19 protein-coding genes are annotated in these 24,966 nt (G+C 69.0%); 14 read left to right on the top strand and 5 right to left on the bottom strand.

Annotation, left to right across the window (positions count from 1 at the left end):
• Positions 1 to 3 precede the first annotated feature (3 nt).
• From AC1RGU_RS26875 to nirB, 3 genes are read right to left on the bottom strand one after another with little or no spacing between them, the layout of a single operon-like run.
• Positions 4 to 816, bottom strand: a complete 813-nt coding sequence (locus AC1RGU_RS26875; protein ID WP_062477339.1) for a formate/nitrite transporter family protein — start codon at positions 814 to 816, stop codon at positions 4 to 6.
• Between the two features lie 50 nt (positions 817 to 866).
• On the bottom strand, positions 867 to 1,208 hold the full coding sequence (gene nirD / locus AC1RGU_RS26870) for a nitrite reductase small subunit NirD (protein ID WP_062477342.1): 342 nt from the start codon (positions 1,206 to 1,208) through the stop codon (positions 867 to 869).
• Between the two features lie 26 nt (positions 1,209 to 1,234).
• Positions 1,235 to 3,754: a nitrite reductase large subunit NirB gene (gene nirB / locus AC1RGU_RS26865; RefSeq protein WP_492698810.1), complete on the bottom strand. Its 2,520-nt coding sequence runs from the start codon at positions 3,752 to 3,754 to the stop codon at positions 1,235 to 1,237.
• Between the two features lie 449 nt (positions 3,755 to 4,203).
• On the opposite strand from nirB, the gene AC1RGU_RS26860 reads away from it, so the two are divergent.
• From AC1RGU_RS26860 to AC1RGU_RS26840, 5 genes are all read left to right on the top strand, one after another.
• On the top strand, positions 4,204 to 4,692 hold the full coding sequence (locus AC1RGU_RS26860) for a YbaK/EbsC family protein (RefSeq protein ID WP_056577405.1): 489 nt from the start codon (positions 4,204 to 4,206) through the stop codon (positions 4,690 to 4,692).
• Positions 4,689 to 4,958, top strand: a complete 270-nt coding sequence (locus tag AC1RGU_RS26855) for a DUF1289 domain-containing protein (protein ID WP_082818188.1) — start codon at positions 4,689 to 4,691, stop codon at positions 4,956 to 4,958. The genes AC1RGU_RS26860 and AC1RGU_RS26855 overlap by 4 nt, the downstream gene beginning before the upstream one ends.
• Complete coding sequence (locus tag AC1RGU_RS26850) at positions 4,955 to 5,593, top strand: 2-hydroxychromene-2-carboxylate isomerase (RefSeq protein ID WP_492698809.1); 639 nt, start codon at positions 4,955 to 4,957, stop codon at positions 5,591 to 5,593. Before AC1RGU_RS26855 ends, AC1RGU_RS26850 begins: the two co-directional genes overlap by 4 nt.
• A gap of 213 nt (positions 5,594 to 5,806) precedes the next feature.
• A complete protein-coding gene (locus AC1RGU_RS26845) occupies positions 5,807 to 7,501 on the top strand; it encodes an MFS transporter (protein ID WP_492698807.1) in 1,695 nt (564 codons plus the stop codon).
• Between the two features lie 131 nt (positions 7,502 to 7,632).
• The gene (locus AC1RGU_RS26840) at positions 7,633 to 7,821 is read left to right on the top strand and encodes a hypothetical protein (protein ID WP_056577413.1); all 189 of its coding nucleotides are present in this window, start codon (positions 7,633 to 7,635) and stop codon (positions 7,819 to 7,821) included.
• 16 nt (positions 7,822 to 7,837) lie between these two features.
• Here AC1RGU_RS26840 and AC1RGU_RS26835 read toward each other — a convergent pair whose 3' ends face one another.
• Positions 7,838 to 8,968, bottom strand: coding sequence for an ABC transporter substrate-binding protein (locus tag AC1RGU_RS26835; RefSeq protein WP_062477357.1), 1,131 nt, complete (start codon positions 8,966 to 8,968; stop codon positions 7,838 to 7,840).
• A 185-nt stretch (positions 8,969 to 9,153) separates the two neighbouring features.
• Between AC1RGU_RS26835 and uvrA the strand changes: the two genes are divergently transcribed.
• The 5 genes from uvrA (at position 9,154) to AC1RGU_RS26810 (ending at position 19,647) form a co-directional block, all read left to right on the top strand.
• On the top strand, positions 9,154 to 14,904 hold the full coding sequence (gene uvrA, locus AC1RGU_RS26830; protein WP_492698870.1) for an excinuclease ABC subunit UvrA: 5,751 nt from the start codon (positions 9,154 to 9,156) through the stop codon (positions 14,902 to 14,904).
• Between the two features lie 116 nt (positions 14,905 to 15,020).
• The gene (gene ocd / locus AC1RGU_RS26825) at positions 15,021 to 16,070 is read left to right on the top strand and encodes an ornithine cyclodeaminase (RefSeq protein ID WP_062477364.1); all 1,050 of its coding nucleotides are present in this window, start codon (positions 15,021 to 15,023) and stop codon (positions 16,068 to 16,070) included.
• Positions 16,071 to 16,104: 34 nt separating this feature from the next.
• Positions 16,105 to 17,151 carry a histone deacetylase family protein gene (locus tag AC1RGU_RS26820; protein ID WP_492698805.1) on the top strand — a complete coding sequence of 349 codons (1,047 nt, stop codon included), beginning with the start codon at positions 16,105 to 16,107 and terminating at the stop codon, positions 17,149 to 17,151.
• Positions 17,152 to 17,256: 105 nt separating this feature from the next.
• A complete protein-coding gene (locus tag AC1RGU_RS26815; protein ID WP_062477370.1) occupies positions 17,257 to 18,225 on the top strand; it encodes a Bug family tripartite tricarboxylate transporter substrate binding protein in 969 nt (322 codons plus the stop codon).
• Between the two features lie 225 nt (positions 18,226 to 18,450).
• Positions 18,451 to 19,647, top strand: a complete 1,197-nt coding sequence (locus AC1RGU_RS26810; protein WP_492698803.1) for a porin — start codon at positions 18,451 to 18,453, stop codon at positions 19,645 to 19,647.
• A 130-nt stretch (positions 19,648 to 19,777) separates the two neighbouring features.
• On the opposite strand, the gene AC1RGU_RS26805 is transcribed toward AC1RGU_RS26810, so the two are convergent.
• Positions 19,778 to 20,602 carry an HAD-IIB family hydrolase gene (locus AC1RGU_RS26805; protein ID WP_492698802.1) on the bottom strand — a complete coding sequence of 275 codons (825 nt, stop codon included), beginning with the start codon at positions 20,600 to 20,602 and terminating at the stop codon, positions 19,778 to 19,780.
• Between the two features lie 95 nt (positions 20,603 to 20,697).
• Between AC1RGU_RS26805 and AC1RGU_RS26800 the strand changes: the two genes are divergently transcribed.
• The 4 genes from AC1RGU_RS26800 to AC1RGU_RS26785 all read left to right on the top strand — a co-directional run bounded on the left by AC1RGU_RS26800 (position 20,698) and on the right by AC1RGU_RS26785 (position 24,857).
• Positions 20,698 to 21,693 (top strand): ABC transporter ATP-binding protein, encoded by a 996-nt coding sequence (locus tag AC1RGU_RS26800; RefSeq protein ID WP_492698800.1) that lies wholly within the window; start codon positions 20,698 to 20,700, stop codon positions 21,691 to 21,693.
• Between the two features lie 68 nt (positions 21,694 to 21,761).
• Positions 21,762 to 22,544, top strand: coding sequence for an ABC transporter permease (locus AC1RGU_RS26795; protein WP_492698868.1), 783 nt, complete (start codon positions 21,762 to 21,764; stop codon positions 22,542 to 22,544).
• 85 nt (positions 22,545 to 22,629) lie between these two features.
• Complete coding sequence (locus tag AC1RGU_RS26790) at positions 22,630 to 23,820, top strand: hypothetical protein (protein WP_492698798.1); 1,191 nt, start codon at positions 22,630 to 22,632, stop codon at positions 23,818 to 23,820.
• The gene (locus tag AC1RGU_RS26785; protein ID WP_492698796.1) at positions 23,817 to 24,857 is read left to right on the top strand and encodes a DNA methyltransferase; all 1,041 of its coding nucleotides are present in this window, start codon (positions 23,817 to 23,819) and stop codon (positions 24,855 to 24,857) included. The genes AC1RGU_RS26790 and AC1RGU_RS26785 overlap by 4 nt, the downstream gene beginning before the upstream one ends.
• Positions 24,858 to 24,966 lie beyond the last annotated feature (109 nt).

Raw genomic sequence — 24,966 nt, 5'->3', positions numbered from 1 at the left:
GGCTCAGCCGGCGACGCGCTTGGCCGCCGTCTTGTAGTGCGTGGCGTACAGCGTGAGGCCCACGAAGGTCAGGCCGCCGACGAGGTTGCCGATCACGGTGGGCAGTTCGTTCCAGATCAGGTAGTCCATGAAGGTGAACTTGCCGCCCAGCATCAGGCCGGCGGGGAACAGGAACATGTTGACGATCGAGTGCTCGAAGCCCATGTAGAAGAAGACCATCACGGGCATCCACATGCCGATGGCCTTGCCCGACACGGTGGTCGACATCATGGCCGCGACCACGCCGGTCGAGACCATCCAGTTGCACATCACGCCGCGAATGAACAGCGTGAGCATGCCGGCCGCGCCGTGCGCCGCATAGCCGACGGTGCGGCCTTCGCCGATGTGGCCGAGCTTCTCGCCGATGGCGTTGGGCGCCTCGCTGAAACCGAAGGTGAAGATGATCGCCATGAACACCGCGACCGTGAGTGCGCCCGCGAAGTTGCCCACGAACACCAGGCTCCAGTTGCGCATCACGCCGCCCCAGGTGGCGCCGGGGCGCTTGTCGAGCACGGCCAGCGGTGCCAGCGTGAACACGCCCGTGAGCAGGTCGAAGCCCAGCAGGTACAGCATGATGAAACCGACCGGGAACAGCATCGCGCCCACCAGCGCGTTGCCGGTGTTCACGGTGATGCTCACGGCGAAGGCCGCGGCCAGCGCGAGGATGGCGCCGGCCATGTACGAGCGGATCAGCGTGTCGCGCGTGGACATCAGCAGCTTGGATTCACCGGCGTCGACCATCTTGGTCACGAATTCGGCAGGGGCGAGGTAGGCCATTCGGGGTCCTTGGAGAGAGGCTGAAAAAATCGGAAGAGGGCGAAGCGGCGTCAGGCCAGGGCGACGAGCACGCGGCCGTCCTCGACGCGCACCGCATGCGCGCGCACCGAGTGCTCGGGCGCCTCCAGGCATTCGCCGCTGCGCAGGTCGAAGTGGTTCTTGTAGAGCGGCGAGGCCACGACGATGCGCTCGCCCAGGCTGCCGACCAGCCCGCGCGAGAGCACGCTGGCGCCGGCCTTCGGGTCGACGTTGTCGATGGCGAAGAGCGAGGGCTCCTGGCCGACGCGGAAGATCGCGACATGCACGCCGTCGACCAGCGCGCACACGCCGGTGTCGGGGAGGATGTCGCCGGCGGCGCACACGGCGGTCCAGTTCAGGGTGTCGGTGGTCATGGCGGGTTTTCTTCCTTGTCGTTGGCTCAGGCGGCGCTGGTCTCGCGGCGTTCTTCGGGGCGCGCAGGGCGGTTCTGGCCGCGCTCCTGCACGAAGACGATGTGCTCGTCGGGCTTCTCGCTGTTCACGAAGGAGCGGAAGCGCTGGCGCGTGGCGGGGTCGTTCACCGCGGTCTTCCATTCGCACTGGTAGGTGTCGACCACGTGCTGCATCTGCGCCTCGAGCTCGGCGCCCAGGCCCAGCGTGTCCTGCAGCAGCACGCCCTTGAGGTAGTCGAGGCCGCCCTCGAGGTTCTCGCGCCAGGTGCTGGTGCGCTGCAGGCGGTCGGCCGTGCGCACGTAGAACATCAGGAAGCGGTCGATCATGCGGATGAGGTCGGCCTTGCTCAGGTCGCTCGCCAGCAGCTCGGCGTGGCGCGGCTTCATGCCGCCGTTGCCGCACACATAGAGGTTCCAGCCCTTGTCGGTGGCGATGATGCCGACGTCCTTGCCCTGCGCCTCGGCGCATTCGCGGGTGCAGCCCGACACGCCGAACTTGATCTTGTGCGGCGCGCGCAGGCCCTTGTAGCGGTTCTCCAGTTCCACGGCCAGGCCCACGCTGTCGTCCACGCCGTAGCGGCACCAGGTCGAGCCCACGCAGCTCTTCACCGTGCGCAGCGACTTGCCGTAGGCATGGCCCGACTCGAAGCCGGCGGCGATGAGTTCTTCCCAGATGGCCGGCAGCTGCTCGACGCGCGCGCCGAACATGTCCACGCGCGCCCCACCGGTGATCTTGGTGTACAGGCCGTACTTCTTCGCGACCTGGCCCACGGCGATCAGGCCCTCGGGCGTGACCTCGCCGCCGGGCATGCGCGGCACCACGGAGTAGGTGCCGTCCTTCTGGATGTTGCCCAGGAAGTAGTCGTTGCTGTCCTGCAGGCCGGCCAGGTCTTTCTTGAGCACGAACTCGTTCCAGCACGAGGCGAAGATGCTCGCGGCGGTCGGCTTGCAGATGTCGCAGCCCAGGCCCTTGCCGTGCTTGGCCAGCAGGTCGGCGAAGCTGCGGATCTCGCCCACGCGGATGAGGTGGTACAGCTCCTGGCGCGAGTAGGGGAAGTGTTCGCAGAGGTGGTTGTTCACGGCCATGCCGCGCTTGGCCATTTCCATCTTCATGACCTGCGTGACCAGCGGCACGCAGCCGCCGCAGGTGGCGCCGGCCTGGGTGCAGGCCTTCATCTCGGCGGGCGTGCACACGCCCTGGCCCACGGCCTCGCAGATCTGGCCCTTGGTGACGCTGTTGCACGAGCAGATCTGTGCGGTGTCGGGAAGGGCCTCGACGCCCAGGCCCGGTTTCGCCTTGCCGTCGCTCGACGGCAGGATCAAAAACTCGGGTTCGTCGGGCAGCGCGATGCCGTTGAGCGCCAGCTGCAGCAGCGTGCCGTACTCGCCGGCGTCGCCGACCAGCACCGCGCCCAAGAGCTGCTTGCCGTCTTCGCTGACCACGATCTTCTTGTAGACCTGCTTGCGCTCGTCGATGTACTGGTAGGCGCGCGACTTCGGCGTCTTGCCGTGCGCGTCGCCGATGCTGGCCACATCGACGCCCATCAGCTTGAGCTTGGTGCTCAGGTCGGCGCCGGTGAAGGCCGCGTCGTCCTGGCCGGCGATGTGGCGGGCGGCCACGCGCGCCATGTCGTAGCCCGGCGCGACGAGGCCGAAGGTCTGTTCGTTCCACGACGCGCATTCGCCGATGGCGTAGACATTGCGGTCGCTGGTGCGGCAGTGGCTGTCGATCGCCACGCCGCCGCGCGGACCCACGGCCAGCAGGCTCTGGCGCGCCAGTTCGTCGCGCGGGCGGATGCCGGCGGAGAACACGATCATGTCGGTCTCCAGGTGTGTGCCGTCGGCGAACACCATGCGGTGCCGCGCGCTCGCGCCGTCGACGATCTCCACCGTGTTGCGGCCGGTGTGCACGTGCAGGCCCAGCGCCTCGATGCTGCCGCGCAATGCACGGCCGCCGCCTTCGTCGACCTGCACCGCCATCAGGCGCGGTGCGAACTCGACCACGTGCGTTTCCAGGCCCATGTCGCGCAGCGCCTTGGCGCATTCCAGGCCCAGCAGGCCGCCGCCCACCACCACGCCGCTGCGCGATTTGGCGCCGCAGGCCTTCATGGCGTCGAGGTCCTCGATGGTGCGGTAGACAAAACAGTTCGGTCGGTCGCGGCCCGGCACGGCCGGCACGAAGGGGTTGGAGCCGGTGGCCAGCACCAGCTTGTCGTAGGCGATCACCTCGCCGTCGGCCGTGGTCACGGTGTTGTTGCGCCGTTCGACGGCCACGGCCCGCGCGGCCAGGCGCAGTGTGAAGCCGCTGCGCTCGAAGAAGCCGGGCTCGACCAGCGACAGGTCGTCGGCCGTCTTGCCGGAGAAATATTCGGACAGGTGCACCCGGTCGTAGGCCGGGCGCGGCTCCTCGCACAGCACGGTGACCTGTGCGCCGGGAATGCCGAGCGTGTGGAGTTGCTCGAGGAACTTGTGGCCGACCATGCCGTGGCCGATGACTGCGATCTTCATTGGGGGTCCTGCACGCAACCGGCCCTGGAAGGCGCCCCCGCAGCCGCTGTCGAACAGACAGCGTCGTTGGGGCCCCCGCGACGGAACGGATGCGAAATGGGTTGGAGCAGACGAACCGGCGGCGGGCGGCCATCGGTGCGCTTGAACCCCGCCGTCGTTAGCGGAGGCATTGCGAACCCGCCGCAGAGGCCGGTGGGTCGCCACCGTGTTCAGCAATAAGCGTGCCGCGCTCAAAAGCCCGTGTGGCGGGCCTTGTCGGCCGATGGCGCACCGAAAGCGGACCGGGGCCGGCACGCCGCGCACGGGCGTCGTGCGCCGGCGCTCTCCGCATTGGTGCGCCGGGGTGCAGGGGCGCAAGGGGGCGGCGGCGCCGGTGCGCGGGGCTTTTCCGTATGCTCGGGGCCTTGCAACGCAGGGCGAACGCCCCCACGAACCTCGAAGAACTTGCCATGTGCGGCTCCGAACTCCATTCCCTCCCTGAAGGTGTCCAGCGCGTTTCCCGCGTGCTGCAGGACGCCGGCCATCCCCATGCGCCCCGCATGCTCGACGACGCCTGCCGCACCGCGCAGCAGGCCGCCGACGCGCTCGGCATCTCGGTCGGGCAGATCGCCAAGAGCATCATCTTCCGCCGCAAGAGCGACGAGGCGGCGGTGCTGGTCATCACCTCGGGCGACAAGCGCGTCGACGAGAAGAAGGTCGATGCCATCGTCGGCAAGACCGGCCGCGCCGACGCCGACTTCGTGAAGGCGCGCACCGGCTTCACCATCGGCGGCGTGTCGCCGGTGGGCCATGTGACCAAGCCGGTGGTGCTGATCGACCGCGAGCTGTTCCGCTTCGAGGAGATCTGGGCCGCCGCGGGCCATCCGCACGCCGTGTTCCAGCTGCACCCGAACGATTTAGAGAAGCTCACCGGCGCGCCGGTGGCCGACGTGGTGTGAACTTCGACGAAGCGCATGCGCTCGCCGAGCGCGCAGGCACCGTGCAGCGCATGGACGGCGAGGTGCCTTCGCCGTGCTCGTCGGTGTGCCGCATGGACCGCCTGAGCGGCTTCTGCGAAGGGTGCCTGCGCACCATTCCCGAGATCGCCGGCTGGAGCAAGATGGAAGACGACAGCCGCCGCCAGGTGTGGCGCGCGATCGAACTGCGGGCCCAGGCCGGCATCTGGCGCGTGCCCGAACCCACCACAGGAGACCACGACGCATGAAGCACATCGACTTCTATCTCGATTTCATCTCGCCCTACGCGCACCTGGCGTTCGAGCACCTGCCCGAGGCGCTCGAAGGCCTGAGCGTGAGCGTGGCCTACAAGCCGGTGCTGCTGGGCGCGCTGCTCAAGCACCACGGCCAGCTCGGGCCGGCCGAGATTCCTTCGAAGCGCAGCTGGACCTACCGCCACGTGCTGTGGCTGGGCCAGGCGCACGGCATCCCCATCGAGATGCCGGCCTCGCACCCCTACAACCCGCTGCCGCACCTGCGCCTGGCCGTGGCCACGGGCGACGACGGCAGCATCAGCCGCCTGGCGGCCGAGACCCTCTTTCGCCACGTGTGGCGCGGCGGCGAAGAAGCGGGCGACGCCACGCGGCTGGCCGCGCTCACGGCGCAGCTGCAACCCAAGCGCGACGTGAACGGCGACGAGAGCAAGGCCCTGCTCAAGCGCAACACCGACGAGGCCGTGGCGCAGGGCGTGTTCGGCGTGCCCTGCTACGTGGTCGACGGTCGCCTGTTCTGGGGTTTCGACGGCCTGGCGATGCTGCGCGCCTACCTGCAGGGCGATGCCTGGTTCGACGGTCCGCAATGGACCGGCGCCGACCAGCGCCCCTCGTTGCTGCGCAAGAGTTGAGGCTTTTTTGCTGCTTCGCAGCAAGGACTGAGGACAAACCCGCGCAGGGTCCTTGTTTCTTACAAGCTGAAACGAGCAGCGCGGGTTTCACCCTAAACCGTAAGCGCCCGTTCAGTTTCGCGAAAGCCTCGGGTCAGTCGCGCCTCCAAGAATGCCCCACGGTCCCGAATGCCGGGAACCGATGGACGCATACATACACACCAGGAGACGACGATGGCAGCCACGCTAGATTCAAGGGGAGTGCCGCATCCGGCCCCCCGGCCCATGTCCGCGGAGGAGAAGAAGGTCATCTTCGCCTCCTCGCTCGGCACCGTGTTCGAGTGGTACGACTTCTATCTGTACGGTTCGCTCGCCGCGATCATCGCGAAGCAGTTCTTCAGCGGCCTGGATGCGGGCGCGGCCTTCATCTTCGCGCTGCTGGCGTTTGCCGCCGGCTTCCTGGTGCGTCCGTTCGGCGCCATCGTGTTCGGCCGCCTGGGCGACATGATCGGGCGCAAGTACACCTTCCTGGTGACGATCCTGATCATGGGCCTGTCGACCTTCATCGTCGGCCTCTTGCCCAGCTACGCGACCATCGGCGTCGCGGCGCCGGTGATCCTGATCGCGCTGCGCATGCTGCAGGGCCTGGCGCTCGGCGGCGAGTACGGCGGTGCTGCCACCTACGTGGCCGAGCACTCGCCGCACGGCAAGCGCGGTGCCTACACCTCGTGGATCCAGACCACGGCCACGCTCGGCCTGTTCCTGAGCCTGATCGTGATCCTGGGCGTGCGCACCTGGCTCGGTGAGCAGGCCTTCGGCGAGTGGGGCTGGCGCATTCCGTTCCTGGTCTCCATCCTGCTCTTGGCCATCTCGGTGTGGATCCGCCTGACGCTGTCGGAGTCGCCCGCCTTCCAGAAGATGAAGGCCGAGGGCAAGACCTCGAAGGCACCGCTGGCCGAATCCTTCGGTCAGTGGAAGAACCTGAAGATCGTGATCCTGGCGCTGATCGGCCTCACGGCCGGCCAGGCCGTGGTCTGGTACTCGGGCCAGTTCTATGCGCTGTTCTTCCTGACGCAGCAGCTCAAGGTCGATGCGACCACCGCCAACCTGATGATCGCCGCCGCGCTGCTGCTGGGTACGCCCTTCTTCGTGGTGTTCGGCACGCTGTCCGACAAGATCGGCCGCAAGCCGATCATCATGGCCGGTTGCCTGCTGGCCGTGGTCACCTACTTCCCGGTCTTCAAGATGCTGACCGAAGCCGCCAACCCCGACCTGGCCCGCGCACAAGCCACGGCCGGCGTCACCGTGACGGCCGACCCGAAGACCTGCTCGTTCCAGGGCAACCCGGTGGCCCGCGAGATCGACTTCAAGAGCTCGTGCGACATCGCCAAGCGCTACCTCGTGCAGAACTCGGTGAGCTACGAGAACGTGGCCGGCGCGCCCGGCTCCGCGGCCGTCGTGAAGATCGGCGACAAGACCGTCGAGGCGCCCACCGGCGTGGTCGCGAACTCCAAGTTCGACGAGACCAGCGTCAAGGCCATCGCCGCCTTCAAGAAGGGCGTGGCCGAAGACCTGAAGGTCGCGGGCTACCCGTCCAAGGCCGACCCCGGCAAGATCAACAAGGTGCTGACCATCGTGCTGCTGTTCTGGCTGGTGCTGCTGGTGACCATGGTCTATGGCCCGATCGCCGCGATGCTGGTCGAGATGTTCCCCACGCGCATCCGCTACACCTCGATGAGCCTGCCGTACCACATCGGCAACGGCTGGTTCGGCGGCCTGCTGCCGACCACCGCCTTCGCCATCGTGGCCTCGACCGGCAACATGTACAACGGCTTGTGGTACCCGATCATCATCGCGGGCATCACGCTGGTGATCGGCACGCTGTTCATCCGCGAGACCAAGGACGTGGACATCTACGCCAACGACTGATCGGCGGCATCTGGAGGGGGCCGCGCGGCGGCTGCCCTCCGTTCAACAAAGAGGCTTCATGCCCCGCGGCATGAGGCCTTTTTCTTGAACCCTTTCTTGCCTCTTCCTCACCTTTTCAGGAGACAGTACCCATGTGGAAAATCGTTGTCGGCTTCGTCATCTTCGCCGCCATTGCCCTGTATGTGATTTCGATGGGCGGCGACAAGATCGACATGTCCGGCGAGAAGCACGGCGGCGACACGACGCACGCCCCCGCACCGGCGGCCACGCCGGCGCCTGGCGCATCGGCACCGGCCGCCGCGGCCTCCGCCGCGAAGTAACGCAACGGGGCGCGCGTCAGCGCTTGAAGCGGCCTTCGCTGATGATCGCGAGGTCCGCGAAGTCGATGCCGCTGTGGTCCTGCGGCGAGTAGCTCACCTCGAGCCCGCCGCCCAGGTCGTAGCCCTTGAGGCTTTCGAGCGCCGCCAGCACCTTGGCGCGCGTGGGCTTGGGGCCGGCGCGGCGCAAGGCCTCCACCAGCACCTTGGCCGAGGCGAAGCCTTCGAGCGCGGCCGGTGACAGCTCGCCCTGGCCCTTGGCGCGGGCCAGCGTCAGCGCCTCCTTCACCATCGGCTGGCCCATCGAGCGTTCGCTGGGGAACACCTGCGTCACGATCACGCCGCGGCTGGCGTCGCCCAGCTGCTTGATGAAGCCCGACGAGGCGTTGTTCGACAGCGTGACCACCTGCGCCGCCGAGCCCGCGGCGCGCAGCGCCTTGATGCCGTCGACCACCGCCACGCCCGAGCCGATCCACACCACCGCCTGCGCATCGGCCTTCATGATGGCGGGCACGATGGTCTTGTAGTCGGGCTTCTCGCGGTCGGCCGGCACGGTCGCGATCGGCTGGGCCTTGCCCTTGGTGAAGCCGTTCATCGCGCCCTGCAGCGCGTCGGCACCGAACGAGTCGGTCACGTGGACCACGGCGATGCGCGTGAGGCCGATGGTCAGCAGGTGCTGCACCGCCTTCTCGGCCTCGCGCTGGTAGGTGGCGCGCACGTTGAACACATGCTTTTGCAGCGGCTTGTGCAGCACCATCGCGCCGGTCGAGGGGCCGATGAGCGCCACCTCGTTCTTGTCCAGGTACGGGATGATGGCCTGCGAGTGCGGCGTGCCGCGGCTCATGAAGAGCGCGAGCACCTTCTTGTCCTCGATCAGCACGCGCGCGTTATCGCCGGCGCGCTTGACGTCGAAGGCGTCGTCCATGCGGATCACCTCGATCTTCTCGCCGTGGATGCCGCCCTGGGCATTGGCCGCGTCGATCACCAGCTGCGCGCCGCCGATGGTCTCGTTCACGCTGGCGGCCACCGAGCCGGTCATGCCCGCGGTCTGGCCGATCACGATCTGGGCCGAGGCGCCCATCGCGCACAGCGCCAGCAGGGCGGCCACGCCGAGCGCGTGCCGTGAACCTGCCACTTTCTTCTTCGTCATGAAAGCCTTTCGGAGCCTTCGGGAGACTCGCTGAACAATTGTGAAAACAAATGTCGCATTTGTTTCATAAAGTGTCTTTGAACGCATCCAGACAAACCCCTGCGCGGGCGCCGCCCATGCGCCGGCGTGGGCCGAAGCGTCACGAAGCACTCCCTAGAATGTTTGCCCCACCCCCCAAGGCACTCATGACACAGGGCTCCATCCGGATTCGCGGCGCGCGCCAGCACAACCTCCAGAACCTCGACCTCGACATCCGCACCGGCGAGATGACCGTGGTCACCGGGCCCAGTGGCTCGGGCAAGTCGAGCCTCGTGTTCGACACCCTCTACGCCGAAGGCCAGCGCCGCTACGTGGAGACCTTTTCCGCCTACGCGCGCCAGTTCCTGGACCGCATGGACAAGCCCGCCGTCGACAAGGTGGAGGGCGTGCCGCCCGCCATCGCCATCGACCAGACCAACCCGGTGCGCTCCTCGCGCTCCACGGTCGGCACGATGACCGAGCTGAACGACCACCTGAAGCTGCTCTACGCGCGCGCGGCCCAGCTGTTCGACCGCGAGACCGCGCTGCCGGTGCGCCACGACTCGCCCGACAGCATCTATGCGCAGATCGCCGAGCGGGCGGCCGCCGCGGGCGATCCGCGCATCGTCATCACCTTCCCGGTCGAGCTGCCGGCCGGCACCACGGCCGAAGAAGTGACGCAGTGGCTGTCGGCCAGCGGCTTCACGCGCGTGCAGGCCGAGCGCGAGGTGGCCACGCCCACCGGCCCGCGCAAGGTGCTCGACGTGGTGGCCGACCGCTTCCGCATCTCGAGCGCGGAGCGCGCGCGCGTGGTCGAAGCGATCGAGGTGGCGCTCAAGCGCGGCAGCGGGCGCGTCACCGTGCATGCGACGGGCGCCGAGGAAAACGCACCGACCGACGTGTGGAAGTTCTCCACCGGCCTGCATTGCCCGGAAAGCGACATCCGCTACACCGACCCCATCCCGTCGATGTTCTCGTTCAACTCGGCGGTGGGCGCCTGCGACACCTGCCGCGGCTTCGGCCGCGTGATCGGCGTCGACCTGGGGCTCGTGATCCCGAACGACAAGCTCACGCTGCGCGCCGGTGCCATCAAGACCATCCAGACGCCCGCGTGGAAAGAGGCGCAGGACGACCTCATGCGCCACGCCGAGGCCGCCGGCATTCCGCGCGACACGCCGTGGAACAAGCTCACCGAGGAGCAGAAACACTGGGTGATCGAGGGCACGCCCAATTACAAGGACGGCAACTGGAACAAGCAGTGGTACGGCGTGCGCCGCTTCTTCGGCTACCTGGAGAGCAAGGCCTACAAGATGCACATCCGCGTGCTCTTGTCGAAGTACCGCAGCTACACGCCGTGCCCCGTGTGCAGCGGCGCGCGCCTGAAGCTCGATCCGCTGCTGTGGCGCATCGGCAGCAAGGACGACGCCGACGCGGTGCTGCCGCCTGAAAAGCGCTTCCTGCCCACCGGCGCGAAGTGGAGCCGCGCGCAGCTCGAGGCGCTGCCCGGCCTGTGCCTGCACGACCTGATGCTGTTGCCCATCGAGCGGCTGCGCAAGTTCTTCGACCGCGTGGAGCACCACGGCAACGGCAGCCCCGCCAGCGAAGGCGAGGCACAGGCGCTGAAGCTGCTGTTCGAGGAAATCACCACGCGCCTGCGCTACCTGCACGACGTGGGCATCGGCTACCTCACGCTCGACCGCCAGAGCCGCACGCTCAGCGGCGGCGAGGTGCAGCGCATCAACCTCACGACGGCGCTGGGCACCTCGCTGGTGAACACGCTGTTCGTGCTCGACGAGCCCAGCATCGGCCTGCACCCGCGCGACATGAACCGCATCACCGAGGCCATGCTGCGCCTGCGCGATGCCGGCAACACGCTGGTGGTGGTCGAGCACGACCCGGCCGTGATGCTCGCGGCCGACCGCGTGATCGACATGGGCCCCGGCCCCGGCGCGCGCGGCGGCCAGATCGTGTTCGACGGCGGCACCGACCAGCTGCGCGACGCCGACACGCTCACCGGCCAGTACCTGGGCGGGCGCAAGAAGATCGGCATGGGCTTCAAGCGGCTCGTGAGCGAGAACACGCACCGGCTCATCCTCGAGGGCGTGCGCGAGCACAACCTGAAGAACATCACGGTCGACTTTCCGCTCGCGCGCCTCGTGTGCGTGACCGGGGTGAGCGGCTCGGGCAAGTCCACGCTCATCCAGGACGTGCTGGCGCCCGCGCTCATGCGCCACTTCGGCAAGGCCACCGAGACGCCGGGCGCGCACGACCGCATGCTCGGCGCCGACCACCTGGGCGACGTGGTGTTCGTCGACCAGTCGCCCATCGGCAAGACCGCGCGCTCCAACCCCGCGAGCTACGTGGGCGCGTGGGACGCCATCCGCGAGATCTTCGCCACCGCGGCGCTGTCGCGCCAGCGCGGCTACACCGCGAGCAAGTTCAGCTTCAACTCCGGCGACGGGCGCTGCCCCACCTGCGGCGGCTCGGGCTTCGAGCACGTCGAGATGCAGTTCCTGTCGGACGTGTACCTGCGCTGCCCCGACTGCGACGGCAAGCGCTACCGGCCCGAGATCCTCGAAGTGAAGATCGAGCGCAAGGGCAAGGGCTACAACGTGGCCGACATCCTGGAGCTCACCGTGGCCGAGGCCGCGGCGCTGTTCGACACCGACCGCGACGTGCTGCGCGTGCTGCAGCCCATCGTCGACGTGGGCCTGGACTACGTGAAGCTCGGCCAGCCCGTGCCCACGCTGTCGGGCGGCGAGGCGCAGCGCCTGAAGCTCGCGGGCTTCCTGGCCGAAGCCGCCAAGAGCGCGACCGCGAGCCGCCAGATGGTGGCGCGCAAGGGCACGCTGTTCCTGTTCGACGAGCCGACCACCGGCCTGCACTTCGACGACATCGCGCGGCTCATGCGCGCGCTGCGCAAGCTGCTCGACGCGGGCCATTCGCTCATCGTCATCGAGCACAACCTCGACGTGATCCGCGCCAGCGACTGGCTCATCGACCTCGGCCCCGAAGGCGGCGATGCCGGCGGCCAGGTGGTGGCCGAGGGCACGCCCGAGCAGCTGCGCGAGAACCGCGCCTCGCTCACCGGCGCGGCGCTGGCCGACTACGAACTCGCCGTCGGCCCCGGTGCCTACAAGGTGGCCGAGCGCGCCGCGCGCCGGTACATCGCCAACGCCAAGACGGCGCCCGGCGGCAACGCCATCGAGATCGTCAATGCGCGCGAGCACAACCTGAAGAACCTCAGCGTCGACATTCCGCGCGGCAAGTTCAGCGTGGTGACGGGCGTGAGCGGCTCGGGCAAGTCGACGCTAGCCTTCGACATTCTTTTCAACGAAGGCCAGCGCCGGTATCTCGAATCGCTCAACGCCTACGCGCGCAGCATCGTGCAGCCCGCGGGCCGGCCCGAGGTGGACGCGGTGTACGGCATTCCACCCACGGTGGCCATCGAGCAGCGCCTGTCGCGCGGCGGCCGCAAGAGCACGGTGGGCACCACCACCGAGGTGTGGCACTTCCTGCGCCTGCTGTACGTGAAGCTGGGCATCCAGCACTGCATTCACGACGGCGCCGCCGTGCAGCCGCAGACGCCCGACAGCATCGCCGCGCAGCTGATGCGCAACTTCAAGGGCCAGCACATCGGCCTGCTCGCGCCGCTGGTGAGCAACCGCAAGGGCGTGTACACCGAGCTGGCCGACTGGGCGCGTCCGCGCGGCTTCACGCACCTGCGCGTGGACGGCGACTTTTTGCCGACCACGGGCTTCCCGCGCATCGACCGCTTCAAGGAACACAGCATCGAGCTGCCCGTGGCCAGCCTCGACGTGCTGCCCTCGCAGGAGAACGAACTGCGCGCGGCGCTCACCAAGGCGCTCGAGCACGGCAAGGGCGTGGTGCACGTGCTGAGCGAACTCGACGGCCTGCGCGCCGCGATGATGGCCGGCGTGTCCGCCGTGGGCATCGGCCGCGTGCAGGTGTTCTCCACGCTGCGCGCCTGCCCGGTGTGCAGCACCAGCTACGCCGAGCTCGATCCACGCCTGTTCAGCTACAACAGCAAGCACGGCTGGTGCCCCGACTGCGTGGGCACGGGCGTGAAGCTCAGCAAGGACCAGCGCAAGGTCTTCGACGATTCGATCCGCGACGACGACAGCAAGGGCCGCGAACAGACCTTCGCCGAGCCCGAGGTGGAAGACCTCGCCGACGTGGCCTGCCCGACCTGCGAAGGCACGCGCCTGAACGCCACCGCGCGCGCCGTGGGCTTCGGCACCGCGGCCGACGGCTCGGGCGGCATCGGCATCACGCAGCTCGCGCGCATGAGCGTCACCGAGGTGCGCCAGTGGTTCGAAGGGCTGGTGCTCAACGGCCGCGAAGCCGAGATCGCACGCGACCTCGTGCCCGAGATCAAGAGCCGCCTCGAATTCCTCGAAGAAGTGGGCCTGGGCTACCTCACGCTCGACCGTGGCGCGCCCACGCTCTCGGGCGGCGAGGCGCAGCGCATCCGCCTGGCGGCGCAGCTGGGCAGCAACCTGCAGGGCGTGTGCTACGTGCTCGACGAGCCGACCATCGGCCTGCACGCGCGCGACAACCAGATCCTGCTGAACGCGCTGCACAAGCTCGGCGAGAAGGGCAACACGCTGGTGGTGGTGGAGCACGACGAAGACACCATCCGCCGCGCCGACCACATCATCGACATCGGCCCCAGCGCCGGCAAGCGCGGCGGCCGGCTGGTGGCCGAGGGCACGGTGGCCGACATCCAGAAGGCCGGCGATTCGCAGACCGGCCGCTACCTGCGCGATGCCATCAAGCACCCGCTGCAGGCGCGCCGCCTCATTCCCTCGCCCGACCCGAAGGCCGAGGACAGCGGCAACTGGCTCACCGTGCATGGCGCCGACCTGCACAACCTGCAGGACGTGACCGCCACGCTGCCGCTGCACCGCCTCGTGGTGGTCACGGGCGTGAGCGGCTCGGGCAAGTCGACGCTGGCGCGCGACGTGCTGCTGGCCAGCGTGCAGGGCATCGTGGTGCAGCGCATGACCAAGGCCGGCCGCGACGCCGATGCCGCGGGCAAGCGCCCGGCCTGGGTCGGCTGCCGCGGCGTCGACGGCTACGAGGTCATCGACCGCGTGCTCGAGGTCGACCAGACCCCCATCGGCAAGACGCCGCGCAGCTGCCCCGCCACCTACATCGGTTTCTGGGACACCATCCGCAAACTCTTCGCCGACACGCTCGAAGCCAAGGCGCGCGGCTACGGCCCGGCGCGCTTCAGCTTCAACACCGGCGAAGGCCGCTGCCCGGGCTGCGAAGGCGCGGGCGTGCGCACCATCGAGATGAGCTTCCTGCCCGACGTGAAGGTGCCCTGCGAGGTCTGCCACGGCGCGCGCTTCAACCCCGAGACGCTGGCCGTGAGCTGGCGCGGCAAGAGCATCGGCGACGTGCTGAAGATGGAGGTCGACGAGGCGGTCGAGTTCTTCGCCAGCATGCCCAACATCGCGCATCCGCTGCAGCTGCTGAAGGACGTGGGCCTGGGCTACCTCACGCTGGGGCAGCCGTCGCCCACGCTGTCGGGCGGCGAGGCGCAGCGCATCAAGCTGGTGACCGAACTGAGCAAGGTGCGCGACGACATCACCCGCCGCGGCCAGAAGGCGCCGCACACGCTGTACGTGCTCGACGAGCCGACCGTGGGCCTGCACATGGCCGACGTCGAGAAGCTGATCCACGTGCTGCACCGGCTGGTGAACGGCGGCCACAGCGTGGTGGTGATCGAGCACGACCTCGACCTGATCGCCGAAGCCGACTGGATTCTCGACCTCGGACCCGAGGGCGGCAACGCCGGCGGGCGCATCGTGGCGGCGGCGCCGCCGGAGGAGGTGGTGCGATTGGGTACGCACACTGGCGTAGCTCTTAAGGCCGTGTTGGCACGTTGACGCGCACAGGCGCACAATGGCTTGAACCCTTGGCGCAGGCGCATCCTGAATCAGCCATGGTGGAGACCGTGTGAACGGATGAAGCGCCGTGTCAGGGCTACGCAAGGAGCCGCGCCATGACCCGCTTCATCGATGTTCACAGCCTGGTTCGCCTGGTGGATGAGACCGGCGTCCCGGAATTCCTCGTCACGCTGGCCGACGCGCTGCGCGACGACTTCCTGCGATGGCGCGAGTTCGACAAGAAGGCGCGCGTGGCCAGCCATTCGCACCTGGGCGTGATCGAGCTCATGCCCGTGGCCGACGATGGCGCCTATGCCTTCAAGTACGTCAACGGCCACCCGCACAACACGCAGGTCGGCCTGCCCACGGTCATGGCCTTCGGCGTGCTGGCCGAGGTCGACACGGGCTACCCCGTGCTGCTGTCCGAACTCACGCTCACCACCGCGCTGCGCACGGCCGCCACCTCGGCCATGGCCGCCAAGGCGCTGGCGCGGCCCGATGCGCGCAGCCTGGCGCTCATCGGCAACGGCTCGCAGAGCGAGTTCCAGGCGCTGGCTTTCCATGCGCTGCTGGGCATCGAGCAGGTGCGCGTGTTCGACATCGACCCGCGCGCCACCGACAAGCTGGTGCGCCACCTCGCGGCCTGCACGCCGATGGAGATCGTGCGCGCCGACTCCACCGCCGAGGCGGTGCGCGGCGCCGACATCGTGACCACCATCACCGCCTACCAGGGCCACGCGACCGTGCTCACGCCCGACATGATCGAGCCCGGCATGCACATCAACGCCGTGGGCGGCGATTCGCCCGGCAAGACCGAGCTGCACCCCGACGTGCTGCGCGGCGCGCGCGTGTTCGTCGAGTACGAGCCGCAGACCCGCATCGAGGGCGAGATCCAGCAGCTGGCGCCCGACTTCCCGGTGCACGAGCTGTGGCGCGTGCTGCTGGGCGAAGTGCCGGGCCGCGAGCGGCCGGAGCAGGTGACGGTGTTCGACTCGGTCGGCTTCGCGCTGGAGGACTACACGGCGCTGCGCTGCATCCAGCAGCTGGCGCTGGAGCGCGGCGTGGGCCGGCAGATCGCGCTGGTGCCCGAGCTCGACGACCCGAAGGACCTGTTCGGCCTCACCGCCTCGGGGCGGCGCCGGGCGGTGCTGCGGCGTGCGGCATGATGGCAGGCCCTGTCGTCACGCCCTTCGCCGCTTCATGCTCACCATCTACAACGACCAGCACGCACTGCACCAAGGCCAAGTCGAAATGTTCCGGGGCGAGCTGGTGCCCTGCTTCGAGGTGCCCGCCCGCGTCGACCATGTGAGGCATGAACTGGAGCGGCGCGGCCTCGGCCCGCTGCAGGTGCCCGACGCGTTCGATGACGCGCTGCTGGCGAAGGTGCATGCGCCGCGTTACCTCGACTTCATCGCCCATGCCTGGGACGAGTGGGTGGCGCTCGACGCCGCCAACGCCACGCGCGACGCGCTGCCCTCGTACTGGCCCACGCGCGGCATGCGCACCGACGTGCTGCCGAAGAGTTTTCCCGCGCGCCTGGGCCTCTTTGCGTTCGACGCCGGCACGCCGCTGATGGCCGGCAGCTGGGCCGCCGCGCGCCACGGCGCCGCCTGCGCGTGGACGGCGACGCAGCGCGTCGTCGGCGGCGAGCGAAGCGCCTTCGCGCTCACGCGCCCGCCCGGCCACCATGCGGGCGCCGACTTCTTCGGCGGCTACTGCTTCGTCAACAACGCCGCCGTGGCCGCGCAGGCGCTGCGCGATGCGGGCGTCGAACGCGTGGCCGTGCTCGATGTCGACTACCACCACGGCAACGGAACGCAGGCCATCTTCTACGAACGCAGCGACGTGCACTTCGCGAGCCTGCACGGCGACCCGCTGACCGACTACCCGTACTACCTGGGCCATGCCGACGAGCGCGGCGCGGGCGCGGGCGAGGGCTTCAACCACAACCTGCCGCTGCCGCGCGGCACCGACTTCACGGCCTGGCGCGCGGCGCTCAAGACGGCACTCGACGGCATCGCGAAGGTGAAGGCCGGCGCGCTCGTGGTTTCGCTGGGCGTCGACACCTTCGAGGGTGACCCGATCTCGGGCTTCAAGCTGAAGAGCGACGACTACCTGCGCATGGGCGAAGACCTCGCGCGCGCGGGCCTGCCCACCGTGTTCGTGTTCGAGGGCGGTTACGCGGTCGCCGAGGTGGGTGTGAACGCGGTCAACGTTCTCGAAGGCTTCGCGCAGGCCGCGGGCTGAAGGCGGAGTTGCTTCGGCGACAGCAGTCGGGTGAGCCCCGATTGCTGCACCGGGCGGGGCAGGGCCCAATGCGCGGCTCGATCCACGCTTCAGGAGCCTTCCGTCATGTTTCGCCGTTCCCTTCTCCGTGCCGCCACGCTGGCCGCCTGCGGCCTCGCCGCGCCGCTGGCGGTGCTTGCACAGGCCTTTCCCGCGAAGCCCATCAAGCTCGTGATCGCCTTTCCCGCGGGCGGCCCGACCGACATCACCATGCGCCAACTGGCCGACAACGCCAGCAAGATCCTGGGCCAGCCCGTGATCATCGACAACAAGCCCGGCGCCGGCGGCACGCTGCCCGCGCAGGCGCTGCAGACCGCGCAGCCCGACGGCTACACCGTCGCGCAGATTCCGCTGGGTGTGTTCCGCCTGGGCTACACCACCAAGATCAACTGGGACCCGCTCAAGGACATCAGCTACGTGCTGAACGTCACCGGCTATGCCTTCGGCATCGTCGTGCCGGCCGACAGCCCCTTCAAGACCTGGGCCGACTTCGTTGCCTACGCCAAGGCCAACCCCGGCAAGCTCACCTACGGCTCGACCGGCAACCTGACCAGCCCGCACCTCACGACCGAGATCGTGGCGCAGAAGGCCGGCATCCAGCTGCAGCACGTGCCCTACAAGGGCAGCGCCGACCTGATGCTGGCCGTGGTCAGTGGCCAGCTGATGGCCGCGGCCGACAGCACCGGCTTCGCGCCGCAGGTCGAGGCCGGCAAGCTGCGCGTGCTCAACACCTGGGGCGAGAAGCGCCTGGCCAAGTTCCCCGACGCGCCCACGCTGAAAGAGCTGGGCTACGACGTGGTGCAGAACTCGCCCTTCGGCATCGGCGCCCCCAAGGGCACCCCGCCCGAGGTCGTGAAGAAGCTGCATGACGCCTTCAAGCAGGCGATGGAAGAGCCCAGCTACGTGGCTTCGCTCGGGCGCTACGACATGCTGCCCAACTACATGAGCTCGGCCACGTACACCAAGTTCGCGCAGGACACGGTGGTGCGCGAGAAGGTGATCATCGACAAGCTGGGGTTGGCGAAGGAGAAGTAAGCGCCGCCGGAAAAGGGGAGGCGTGCGCGGCGCCTACCCCGATCCGCGACCGCTGTCCTGAACTCACCCCCTATATCCCTCCGTAATCTAGGCGTTAACCCTATGTAATCCCTTTGTCTTCCAGTGAGGGAAAACTCGGACCCAGTCTCGCGGCAACAAGGCCCGGACGTCCCAAAGTCGCGCCCGGTCTCGGCGCAGCGACATCCCCCTCCTGGAGTGACACCAATGAAAAAATCCCTGCTTGTTCTGGCTGCCATCGCAGCCTGCGGCGCCGCGTCGGCGCAATCGACCGTGACCCTGTTCGGCGTGGTCGATGCCGCCTACCGCAACGTAGCGAACAAGAGCGTTTCGACCACCCCCTTCGGTCCCGCCTACAGCGTGAAGGCCAGCCGCAGCGAGCTGGCGAATTCGGGCCTGAGCTCGAGCCGCCTCGGCTTTCGCGGCGTGGAAGACCTGGGCGGCGGCCTGTCGGCCAGCTTCTGGCTCGAAGCCCCGATCACCAACGACGACGGCGCCACCGGCGTCTCGAACTTCACCCGCCGTTCGACCCTGAGCCTGGCAGGCAGCTTCGGCGAACTGCGCCTGGGCCGCGACAAGACCGCGACGGTGATGAACGAAGAACAGTTCGACCCGTTCGGCGACACCGGCATCGGCGGCTCGCTGATCATCGACGCCAACGAAGCCAGCGTGCCGGGCAGCGGCTACGGCAGCAACGGCACCTACAAGCGCGCCAGCAACATGGTGCAGTACTTCCTGCCGCGCCTGGGCGGCTTCTACGGCAACGTGGCCTACGGCCTGGCCGAGCAGACGCGCCTGTCGCCCGACACCGCCGCCAGCACCAACACCGGCCGCCACATCGGCGGTCGCCTGGGCTACACGACGGGCCCGTTCGACATCGCCGCCAGCTACGCGCAGAACGACACCAGCTTCACGACCGGCAGCGGCGCCGCCGCCGTGGCGCGCCCGGGCAAGGTCAAGACCTTCAACCTCGGTGCGACCTACGACTTCGGCGTGGCCAAGCTGTTCGGCGAGATCTCGCGTTCGAAGGACGAGCGCAACGCGCTGAACATCTTCACGCCCGGCCAGGACGTGGACCTCACCGGCTACCTGCTGGGCGTGACCGTGCCGGTCGGCCCGGGCGTGATCCGCGCGTCGTATTCGCAGGTCAAGTACGACTTCAACCGCGTGCCCGTGTTCGGCGTGAACAACGCCGATCCGAAGGCCAACAAGCTCGCGCTGGGCTACGTGCACAACCTGTCCAAGCGCACCGCGCTGTACGGCACGGTCGCGCGCGTCAGCAACAAGAACGGCGCGGCGCTCACGGTGGGTGCCGGCCCGTCGTACGCCACCACGTTCAACCGCACCGCGCTGCAGGCCAAGAGCTCGATGGGCTACGAGTTCGGCATCCGCCACACGTTCTGATGTCCTGAAGGGTCGCGCACCGCGCGACCCTCACCACTGCAAGTTTCTCCAAGGGTCGTTCAACCGGTCCATTCGGCCCGCCCTGCGCGGGCCTTTTTTTCGTGCGCGACGCCCGCGCGGCGTGCGTGGCTCAGCGCGCCGACAGCACCGCCTGCGCGGCCTGCGCGAAGCCCGCGCCGCGCTCGCCCTGCGTCACGTAGCGCGGCAGGTGCTCCAGCTGCGGCACGAAGCGCGCGACGTTCGCCACGCCGATGCTGTGCGCGAAGCTGCGGAACATCAGCTGGTCGTTGGTGGAGTCGCCCACGTAGGCCCAGCGGTCCATCTCGTCGTCGAGCGTGCGGCCCCAGAGCTCGCGCACGATCCAGCGTGCGCCCTCGAGCTTGTCGTTGTCGCCGTACCAGCCGTTGATGTGGATGCTGCTCACGGTGGCGTGCATGCCCTCGCCGCGCATCAGCGCGACGACGCGTGCGATGGTGTCGTCGTCGAGCGTCACGAACTCGCTGTGGTCGATGGCGATGTCGGTCTCGCGCCCCGGCGAATCGGTGGCGCGGGCGGCGCCCGGAATCTCGCGCTCGATGCGCGTCAGCACGGCCTGCATGCGCGCGAAGTTGGCGGCGCGCGTGGCGGCGTCCTGCTGGTAGCGCTTCTCGACACCGCCATCGGCTGCCGGGCGCAGCGCCACCGCGCCGTTCTCGGCCACGATCGCATCGACCGGCCAGCTGTTCACGAAAGGCAGGCTCCAGCCCACGGGCCGGCCGGTGATCGCGACCACCGCGAGGCCCGCGGCCTTCAGGTCGGCCAGCGCCTTCAACGCGTCGGGCGTGATCGCGCCATCGGTGGTGAGCGTGTCGTCGATGTCAGTGAACACGCCGACCAGCGCGGCGCGCGCGTCGGCGGGCCAGCGCGTGAGCGGCAGCAGGTGGTGGGGCGAGGCGGGCAGGGGAGGCGAAGACATGGACAGGATTCTCGAAAGGGCCCGTGATCGTACCGGCGCTTTCGTGTAGCATCCCGCCCCCGCCGCGCTTTCAGGCCGGCGCGGCACCTTCCACCATGCCTCACATCCTCGTCGACAACCTGCGCAAGACCTACCGGGTGTCCGAGCGCGACCCCGGTCTGCGCGGTGCGCTGCGAGGCCTGCTGCAGCGCCGTCACCGCACGGTGGAGGCGCTGTCGGGCGTGTCGTTCGCGCTGGAGCGCGGCGAGCTGCTGGGCTTCATCGGGCCCAACGGCGCGGGCAAGTCGACCACCATCAAGATCCTCTCGGGCATCCTGCGGCCCGACGGCGGGCGCGTGGAAGTCGACGGCCGCGACCCCTTTGCCGACCGCGAACGGCACGTGGCGCGCATCGGCGTGGTCTTCGGCCAGCGCACGCAGCTGTGGTGGGACCTGCCCGTGGGCGACGGCTTCGACCTGCTGCGCGACATCTACCGCGTCGATCCGCAACGCTACCGCCGCACGCGCGACGAGCTGGTCGCGCTGCTGCACCTGGAGCGCGTGCTCGACCAGCCGGTGCGACAGCTGTCGCTGGGCCAGCGCATGCGCGCCGAGATCGCGGCGGCGCTGCTGCACGAGCCCGACATCCTGTTCCTCGATGAGCCGACCATCGGCCTCGACGCGCCTTCGAAGCTCGCCGTGCGCGACTTCGTGCGCCGCGCCAACCGCGAGCGCGGCACCACCGTGCTGCTGACCACGCACGACATGCACGACATCGAGGCCCTGGCCCAGCGCGTGATCGTCATCGGCCACGGCCGCGTGCTGGCCGACAGCCCGGTCGAGGCGCTGCGCGCGCAGGTGATGGCCGAGCGCCGGCTGGTGGTCGACTTTGCACAGGGCGCCACGCTGCCCGCGCAGGTCGACGGCGCCACCGTGCATTCGCGCGACGGCCAGACGCTGGTGCTCGACTTCGACCCCAAGCAGACCCCCGCGCCCGCGCTCATCGCGCGCATCGCCGGCGCGCACGCCGTGGAAGACATCCGCCTCGAAGGCCTCGCGATCGAAGCCGTGATCGCGCGCTTCTACGCCATGCACGGAGCGGCCGAGGCGTGAGGCCGGCCCTGGGCCCGCGCGACCTCGCCCGGCCGTATGTCGCGGCGTTCGTCTCACGCTTTTTGCAGATGCTGCAGTACCGCACGGCGGCGCTCGCGGGCTTTGCCACGCAGTGCTGGTGGGGCGGCATCAAGGTGATGGTGTTCGCCGCGTTCTACAGCGGCAGCGCCATCGCGGGCGCGGCCTCGTCGATGTCGCTGGCCCAGGCCATCACCTACACCTGGCTCGCGCAGGGCCTGCTGGTGCTCATGCCCTGGCTCGGCGACCCCGAAGTGGCGCAGGCCGCGCGCACCGGCGCCGTCGCCTACGACCGGCTGCGCCCGGTGGACGCCTACGCGCTGTGGTTCGCGCGCACCGCAGGCTGGATCGCGGCGCGCCTGCTGCCGCGCGTGGCACTGATGGCGGCCTTCGCCGCGGTCGCATTGCCGCTGGTGGGGCTGGGCGACTGGGCCTGGCAGCTGCCTGCGAACGCGCTGGCCGGCGCGGCGTTCCTGCTGTCGGTGGGGCTGGGCCTGTTGCTTTCGACCGCGATGGTGATGCTGCTCAACGTGGCGACCACGGCGGCGCTCAACGAACGCGGCATCCAGGCGGTGGCGACGCCCGTGGTCATCGTGTTCTCGGGCAACCTGCTGCCGCTGGCGCTGCTGCCGGACGCCTGGCAGACCGCGCTGCTGGTGCAGCCGCTGGCGGGGCTGTTCGACATTCCGGCGCGGCTGTACTTCGGGCACCTGAGCGGCTGGCATGCGCTGGCCGCGCTGGGGCTGCAGTGCTTCTGGATCGTCGCGCTGGTCGCGTTCGGGCGGATGGCGATGGGGCGCACGATGCGCAGTCTGCAGGTGCAAGGTGGCTAGGGTGACGGGCGCGCGCAGGGAGCCACTCCCGCCCTCGGAGGCAGCGCTGTCGTATGGTGGCGGGTGCGACAACCCCACCCCTGCCATGCGTCCCGTCATTCCCGTTGAAGCCGATACGCCGGTGTCCCTCGTTGCGCGGACCGTGACCTGCGCGATCGACCAGATCGCCGTGGCCGATCTGCCGCGCAGCGCGAGTTCCCCGCTCTTCGAACGCCTTCACCGCTCCGTGCGCGGGGTGACCCTTCGCACGCCGCCTTCGAACGAGGCCGCGCGCTGGCACACGCACACGATCGGCGGCATTGAGCGACGCTTTGCGCTGCCCCTCACGTTCACGCCGTACGCGTCCGTGAAGCCTTGCTCGGCACGTTGCGGCTTCTGCTCGGAAAACCTGCGCAAGACCGACGGCGGAACCTCGGCGTCCCGGCTGCGTCCGGCGCCCGACTACTTCGACGGCCTGTCCCGTGCGCTGCGGGCCTTGCGCGGCGTGCCGCTGTCGTGGTCGCTCTCGGGCCTGGAAACGAGCGACGACGCCGACTGGATGCTCCGGCTGCTGCACACGCTGGCCGCGGGCGAAAGCGAAGGCCCGGTGGTCGAAGACCGTGTGCTCTACACCAACGGCGCAGGCTTTGCCGGCCCGCAGGGCGAGGTGCTGCGGCGCGCGCTGCAAGGCTTCGGAATGAGCTGGCTGGAGCTGTCCCGCCACCACCACGACGGCGCGGTCAACCAGGCCATCATGCGATTCCGGCCCGAGGTGGCCATCGGCGATCCCGTCGTGTTCGAGCGCACCGCGCGCCAGCTCGCCGATGCGGTGGCGCTGCGGCTCGTGTGCATCCTCCAGCGCGGCGGCGTCGCGCAGCCGACCGACGTGGCCGCGTACCTCGCGTGGGCACGGCAATGCGGCGCCGGCACCGTCGTCTTCCGGGAGTTCTCGCGGCTCGACGAGGGCTATCGCGACAACGCCACCGCGCGCTATCTGCGCACGCAGCGGGTCTCGATGGACGCGCTGCTGACGGCCTGCCTCGACGCTCCCGACATCTCGCGCGGGTGGACCCTCGAAAGCCTCACCGAGGGCTACTACTTCTGGAACCTGCGCCTGCGCGCCGACAGCGGCCTGAAGGTCGTCTTCGAAAGCGCCGACTACGGCGCCATGCACGCGCGCCACGCGACCGGCGATGTCTACAAGCTCGTCTACTTTGCCGACGGACAGCTGTGCGCTGGCTGGGAGCCGGGGCACGACGTGCTGCTCGACACGCGCACCGCGAAGGCCTGCCTATGAGCAGTCACAGCTGGCTGATGCTCGACCATGAATCGCCGCGCTACCGGCTGCCGGACGACCTGCGCGCGCGGGACCCGATGGGCGGGCGCGATTGCGGATGGGTCGAGCAGATGCTGCCCTTCGTGCGCCGGTTCTCGCAACCGGGGGACACGGTGTTCGACCCGTTCGCCGGTTTCGGAACGACGCTGCTCGCGGCACGCCTCGAGGACCGACGGGCCTTGGGCTGCGAAGTCGATGCAGGCCGCATCGACCTCATCCGCGAGCGGCTGGCACGCCACGGCCTCGCCCACGGCACGACGCTCCTGCACGCCTCGTGCGATGCGCTCGAAGACGCCGCGCTGCCGCCCTTCGACCTGTGCCTGACGAACGTCCCCTACTTCGGTTGCCGCTGGACCGGTGCGCAGGCAACGTCCCAGCTTTACGACAGCCCGAGCTACGCGCAGCACCTCGATGGCCTGCGCAACGTCTTCCACCGCGTGCGCGCCGGATTGCGCGAGGGCGGTGCCTGCATCGCGATGGTGGAGAACCTGCGGCTCGGCGATCGCGTGCTGCCGCTGGCCTTCGATCTCGCCCGCATCCTGGGTTCGCTCTTCACGATGGAGGAGGAGCGCGTGCTGGTCTATCCGCACGACGCGGCAGACAACGACACCGATGCCCGCACCGACCGGCGCCACGAACACGCGCTGGTCTTTCGCAAGCAGCGCGAGCGCATCGACCTGCCGGCCACGGCCGCGCTGCTCCATGCGATGCGCGAAGAAGGACACGTCTTCACGCTGTTCGGCAGCTTCGCGCGCTGGCAGCAGGACCCACAGGGCACGCCGCCCGCAGACGCCGACATCCGCGTCGACGCCGACCCGCAGCGCCTGGACGCCCTGCTGCGATGGCTGCAAGGGCAGGGCTTCTCGGTGACGAGCTGGGGCGACCCGGTCACCGTGCCCCTTCACCTCGACAGCTACCGCGGCCGCTTCTATTTCCGCGCCGATCGCATCGATGCGCGCGGCGCATTGATCAGGCTCGACATCTGCTACGAGCAATGAGTGGCATGACGCAATCCGCACGGCGGTGGATCGACCCGCACCACGACCGCGCTCGGTGTGCGCAGGACACTGGGTGCTTCCCGCAGCGAAATCAAGGAGGAGGGCGAAG

The sequence above is a fragment of the Variovorax sp. GW823-FHT02B07 genome (assembly GCF_058797695.1).
Note: the sequence above shows the minus strand (reverse complement) of the source record. Positions and strands in the feature narration are given on the sequence as shown.